This is a genomic window from Prevotella aurantiaca, from assembly GCF_015262605.1.
Lineage (GTDB): Bacteria > Bacteroidota > Bacteroidia > Bacteroidales > Bacteroidaceae > Prevotella > Prevotella aurantiaca.
On sequence record NZ_JABZSJ010000004.1, the window covers coordinates 59,486 to 65,699 of the forward strand.

Annotated in this window: 6 protein-coding genes; 2 read left to right on the plus strand and 4 right to left on the minus strand. The window is 41.2% G+C overall.

The window, feature by feature from the left end:
* Positions 1 to 62 precede the first annotated feature (62 nt).
* From HXN26_RS01920 to HXN26_RS01930, 3 genes are read right to left on the minus strand one after another with little or no spacing between them, the layout of a single operon-like run.
* The gene (locus tag HXN26_RS01920) at positions 63 to 683 is read right to left on the minus strand and encodes a deoxynucleoside kinase (protein WP_025000856.1); all 621 of its coding nucleotides are present in this window, start codon (positions 681 to 683) and stop codon (positions 63 to 65) included.
* 38 nt (positions 684 to 721) lie between these two features.
* Positions 722 to 1,336, minus strand: coding sequence for a deoxynucleoside kinase (locus HXN26_RS01925; RefSeq protein WP_273158361.1), 615 nt, complete (start codon positions 1,334 to 1,336; stop codon positions 722 to 724).
* Positions 1,337 to 1,350: 14 nt separating this feature from the next.
* On the minus strand, positions 1,351 to 2,817 hold the full coding sequence (locus HXN26_RS01930; RefSeq protein ID WP_273158362.1) for an alkaline phosphatase family protein: 1,467 nt from the start codon (positions 2,815 to 2,817) through the stop codon (positions 1,351 to 1,353).
* A gap of 219 nt (positions 2,818 to 3,036) precedes the next feature.
* Here HXN26_RS01930 and HXN26_RS01935 point away from each other — a divergent pair, with 219 nt between their 5' ends.
* On the plus strand, positions 3,037 to 3,531 hold the full coding sequence (locus HXN26_RS01935) for a pyridoxamine 5'-phosphate oxidase family protein (RefSeq protein ID WP_273158367.1): 495 nt from the start codon (positions 3,037 to 3,039) through the stop codon (positions 3,529 to 3,531).
* A gap of 145 nt (positions 3,532 to 3,676) precedes the next feature.
* Positions 3,677 to 5,824, plus strand: coding sequence for a M3 family metallopeptidase (locus tag HXN26_RS01940; RefSeq protein ID WP_273158363.1), 2,148 nt, complete (start codon positions 3,677 to 3,679; stop codon positions 5,822 to 5,824).
* 112 nt (positions 5,825 to 5,936) lie between these two features.
* Here the strand turns inward: HXN26_RS01940 and HXN26_RS01945 are convergent.
* Positions 5,937 to 6,214 (minus strand): transposase (locus HXN26_RS01945; protein ID WP_273158364.1); only part of this gene is annotated, 278 nt, incomplete at its 5' end.

The following is a 6,214-nucleotide window of genomic DNA, read 5'->3' on the forward strand; positions in this document are numbered from 1 at the left end:
TTGTTCCTTTTTATCAATGCTGCAATGCATTGTTATGATAAAAGACAGGGTAGGGTGTCTGCCTATTTCGGTGGGAATAGACCGAAGAGACGTGCATCTATCATATCTTCAATACGCTTGAAGTCTTGCGGATTGGTGGCGAAATCAGTGGTATCTCCATCAACTATCATCAGCTCACCCTCGTAAGTTTTAATCCAATTCTCGTATCTCTCGTTCAGACCGCGTAAGTAATCAATGCGCATAGTCTGTTCATAATCGCGTCCTCGCTGCTGTATATGCTCAATAAGATGGGGTACGCTACTCCTTATATATATAAGAAGGTCGGGCAGTTTCACCAAGCTGAGCATAAGATCGAATAATTGTGTGTAGTTCTCAAAGTCGCGGTCGCTCATCAATCCCATATCGTGTAGGTTGGGAGCAAATATGCGTGCGTCCTCAAATATAGTACGATCTTGAATGATTGTGTCGCTTGAGCGTGATATTTCAACCACATCTCTGAAGCGTTTGTTCAAGAAATATATCTGAAGATTGAACGCCCAGCGGTTCATATCCTCATAATAGTCGGCGAGATAAGGGTTGTTGTCCACTGGTTCGAACTGTGCCGTCCAGCCATATCGTTTGGCAAGCATTGTTGTAAGTGTTGTTTTGCCTGCTCCTATGTTTCCTGCAATAGCTATATGCATATTCTTTTTAATGAGTATTGTGTGAGTTTGGTTGAATATTAAAACAATCCGAAGAGTTCACGATCAATCTTATCGGTAATAAAACCAAAGTCTTTCGGATTGTGTTGGTAGTCGAGTTCGTCTACATTTATGGTCAGAACGCGTCCCTTATACTGGTTTTGTATAAAGTCTTCGTACCGTTTGTTAATGTTTTCGAGATAGTCTAACGGCATGCGTTGCTCATAATCACGGCCTCGTTTCTCAATGTTCTCTACCAAATGGCTTACTGATGCACGAAGATAAAGCATGAGGTCGGGGTAGCGAACAGCGTCGGTCATATCCTCAAAGAGTTCCATATAGGTTTCATAATCGCGATGATCAAGGTTGCCCATGGCATAATTGTTAGCTGTAAATACATAAACGCCTTCGTAAATGGTTCGGTCTTGAATCACATTAGTGTCAGACTGGCTGATTTCCAGCAAGTCTTTGAAGCGCTCTTTTAGGAAAAATACCTCCATAGCGAACGACCATCGCTTTATATCTTTATAGTAATCGTCGAGGTATGGATTGAATTCCACCGACTCATAGCGTGGCTGCCAGCCGTAGCGCTTGGCTAACATGGCTGTCAGCGTAGTCTTTCCACTTCCAATATTTCCTGCTATTGCTATGTGCATAGGTTGTTTTAGTTTTATCGTAATACGGCCTTGCCGATGCAGCCGTTGGGCATTTGTATCTTCAGCATTGCACAAACGGTGGCTGCAATATCGTTGATGGTAACTTCTTGTGTGGTTTCTCCGTGGTTCACGTGCCAACCGAACATCACCCAAGGAATGTGTGTGTCGTAAGGATAAGGCTGTCCATGCTGTGTTCCAATGTAGTCTGGAGAGTTCTTTGCACCGAAGAATTGTGCACGGGTAACTACTCCTATCTCTCCAGAACGATGGCGCATATAGCCGTTCATCATACGTGTTTTAATGAAATCGGGCATGGTTTCGGTCGCAACACGCTCTTGATCGAATACGAAAATGTATTGTGGATCTTGCTTTAAGTAGTCGATAGCCTCGTCAATAATGTCTTGTTTCTTCTTTCCTGCTTGTGCTATCATCTTGTCATCTAATGCAAATTGATAATTGTCTTCGCCCATAACAGGTTTAATTCCGAACTTATTTTGCAAGTGATTGTTAAGTTCTTGTACGGCTTTATTGTACTCAAACGCTCCAGCAGGTATGCGATGCTTCTTCAAGAAGTTATAGTTGTGTGCCGCACCATGGTCTGCTGTGAGGAAAAGAAGATAGTTTCCACGTCCTACTTTTGCATCTAATGCATTGAGAAACTCGGTTAAATCCTTATCCAACCGCATATAAACGTCGTGGTTTTCCTTACCTCGTGTGCTATATTGATGGCCGATTGCATCGGTAGAAGAGATGCTGACAGTAAGCATATCGGTTTCTTTACCTTGACCTAAACGCTCGTTCTCCAATGCTGCAATAGCCATCTTGAAGGTTACAGTAACTCCTTCGTTGGATGTTCTGATATTATAATTAGGTGCTGTATAATTGGCTTTGTTGAACTTTTCTACCCATTCTGGCAACTTATCCATATAATATGTAGAGGTAACAAAGTGTCCTGCAGAGGTGTCCCACCAGTATGCTGCATCGGCAGAATGACCTGCAGGCAAGATAGAAGCACGATCCTTGAGCGATACACCAATTACTTTTGAACGGAAATTGGTAGCTAATTTAAGTTCATCACCAATAGTTGTAGTAAGCAAACGGTGCGGACTCATCTGTCCTTCCTTACTGTTTGAGCCTACACTGCGCACGGTTGTATCGGTACAACAGTACACATACTGGTCGTTTTGCCACCAGTTATTGCCGCAAATACCATGAAGAGCTGGTACAGAACCAGTGAAAACAGATGAGTGTCCAATAGCTGTTACCGTTGGAGCGTAGTTTATTTGAGTGTTTTCGAAAGAGAAACCCTCGTTAAGAAGGCGGTGCAAACCACCTTGTCCGTATTCGTTTTGATAGAAATAGAGGTAATCCCAGCGCATCTGGTCAACCACAAGACCAACGACTAGCTTTGGTCTTTCCACTTGAGCTTGCATTGTCAGCGCCATAAAGAGCGTCAGAACGAAGAGTGATACTTTTCTCATTTTTAGCTATTTGAATAGTTTTTATTGAACTTTTGCTCTACCATTGGTATGGCAAATGGTAGTTACTTTAACCTTGCAAAGATACAATTTAATTATGAAACAAGGGTAACAAACTTGTAAGTATTTTCCGTTGTTCTCTATTTCCCTACTTTTATAATGTGTAATCTTGGCAACATCAGATTTTTATTCTATATTTGCAAAAAAATAAAAATTATGGAAATGAGATATGTAAATGATACTGTGCGTCGTCAAGACCGACTCTTAGACGAGGCGAGAGCACTGGAATTGCTGGAGAAAGGGGAGTACGGAGTGCTCTCAATGGTATCTGATGAAGGCGGTTATGGTATTCCTGTGAACTTTGTTTGGGACGGAAAGCAGAGCGTTTACATACATTGTGCGCCTGCAGGACGTAAGTTAGAGGCGATAGAAAAGAATAACAAGGTGTCGCTTTGCATCATTGGTAATGTGAATTTACTGCCTGGAAAGTTCACGACAGAGTACGAAAGTGCTATCTTTTTCGGTACTGCGCACATCCATCTTACCGATAAAGAGAAGATGGAAGCATTGCATTTGCTTATCAATAAGATGTCTGCCGACTTTAAAGACATAGGTGCTAAGTATGCAGAAAAGAGCTTTCACAGAGTGGAAATCATTCGCATCGACTTTACAGAGTTTAGCGGAAAGCAGAAGAAAGTGCCTCATTCAGCAAAATAAATATTATGAGCGGCCGATTGTAAATATATACAGTGGACCGAGAAATCTATTGAAATTTAAAAGACATTGTCATGTTCTGATGATGCAAAAAGATTGATATTATAAAAAAAATAAATACTAATTTGAAAACAAAACGAACGACTTTATGAAGGACAGATTAAAGAAAACCTTCCTTGTTGCAGGGTTTGCGTGCGTTGCACTTGTGGCAACAGCTGCCACAGCACAACAGGTTAAGAAAGGAAAATCTATGTATTCGAATCCATTGATGCAGAAAAGCGCATTGCCATTTGGTGCGCCTGACTTTAGTAAAATAAAGGATGCTCATTATCTTCCAGCCATTAAAGCTGGAATAGCAGAGCAACGTGCTGAGATAAAAGCTATTGTAGAGAACAAGCAAAAGCCTACATTCCAAAACACTATCTTGGCTTACGAGAAGACCGGACGGCTGTTGGACAGAGTGAAAGGCATCTTCTTTGCTGTTACAGAGGCTAATAAAACAGCAACAATCGAAGAAACTGAGAAGGCTGTAGTGCCTCTATTGACTGAGTTTGAAAACGAAATTAGTTTCAATCAGAAGTTCTTTGAGCGTGTGAAATACGTGTACGACCACGAAAGAAACAGCTTGAAAGGTGAAGATAAAGTACTGCTTGAAGAGATTTACAAGAACTTTGTGCGTTCGGGTGCATTGTTATCGAAAGATAAGATGGCTCGTATGAAGGAAATAAATAGCCGTCTCGCACAATTGCAACAAGACTTTGGTAATATGCTTCCAAAGGCTTCTGCGGCATCAACTGTATGGGTAAATGACGTGAAAGAACTTGCAGGACTTAGCGAAAATGCTATCGCACAATGCAAGAAAGATGCTGAAAGCCGTGGAGGAAAGGCTCCTTATTGCATCGTTATCACCAATACAACCCAGCAACCTATTCTCGCAAGTCTCGAAAATCGTCAACTTCGCGAGCGTGTTTACAATGCTTCAATTCACCGTACCGATGGTACAGGAGAGTTTAATGCCTTCCCTTTAATTGTGGAAATTGCTAAATTGCGTGCTGAAAAGGCTGAATTGATGGGTTATAAGAACTATGCGTCTTACGCTTTGTCTAATGTAATGGCCAAGAATACCGACAATGCGTATGCTTTCCTTAACCAACTTATCAAAGAATATCAGCCAAAAGCTGTTGCAGAAACTAATGCTATCGAAGAATATGCACGTAAAACACAGGGTGCTGACTTTAAGTTGCAGCCTTACGACCGCTTCTATTATTCTGCAAAAATGAAGAAAGAGCAATACAGTTTCTCTGATGATGAAGTGAAACCTTACTTCAATATCGACTCTGTTCTTATTAATGGAATCTTCTATGCAGCTAATAAAGTATATGGTTTGAGCTTCAAAGAGCGTAAAGACCTGCCTACTTATCACCCTGATATGAAGGTTTTCGACGTGATAGACAATAATGGTAAGCAGCTTGCACTATTCTATTGCGACTACTTCCGCCGTCCTTCTAAACGCGGTGGAGCTTGGATGAGCGCATTTGCAAAACAAAGTCGTTTGAGACAACAAATCCCTATTATATATAATGTATGCAATTATGCGAAGGCACCAGAGGGTCAGCCAACGTTGTTGACTTGGGATGAGGTTTCAACAATGTTTCATGAGTTTGGTCATGCACTCCATGGCATGTTGTCAAACTGTAACTATAACACGTTGAGTGGTACTGCTGTTGCACGTGATTTCGTGGAAATGCCATCGCAATTTAACGAAAGTTTTGCAAGCATACCAGAGGTTTTCAACCATTTTGCAAAGCATTATAAGACCAATCAACCTATGCCTGCCGACTTGTGCGATAAGATGTTGAACTCTATTAACTTCCAAGCTGCTTACGCAATGGGCGAGAACTTGGGTGCAACATGCGTAGATATGGCTTGGCATATGCTCGATTCTAAGAATATTCCTACTGCTGAAGAGGCTAAGAACTTCGAGACTAAAGCATTGAAAGAGGTAGGTTTGTTAGACAACCAGATACCTCCACGCTATTCAACTTCATACTTCAATCACGTTTGGGGTGGCGGTTATGCAGCTGGATACTACAGTTATTTGTGGTCTGAAGTGCTTGCTGTGAACATCGCTGATTACTTCGAAAAGAACGGAGCACTTACTCGTAAAGTTGGTAACGACTTCCGTAACAAGGTGCTAAGCCGTGGCAATACGAAGGACTTAATGGAGATTTTCTCAGACTTTACTGGCCTTAAGGCACCAGACGCGTCTGGATTGCTGAAGGCAAGAGGATTGTAAAAATCCTATAATATTATTCTTTTTCATCTCTACGAGGGTGTGTCAAAATTGATACATCCTCTTTTTATTCTTCCTTTACCTTGTCTACCACATAATTCGTTATTTACTGCAGCTATGCTGCTAATTTCATATAAAATGATTTATAGGGCTTTAAATAGCCTATATAAACTTGTATAGAGCATCTGAAGGTGCCTAAAAGTACCTCCATAATGTCTTTTAGTTCCTTGAGATTGGTTTTTCTACACATTTTCCCTATGTTAAAGGCAATAGCAAAGAAGGCAAAGTCCATATTGACCTTGTCTTTTCCAAAATGCCTAAACCTCTTATAGGCTTTATTGGCGTAATGGACATTTGGTAGGCTGAAAAGCTCACGGATTTTAGTAATGGACA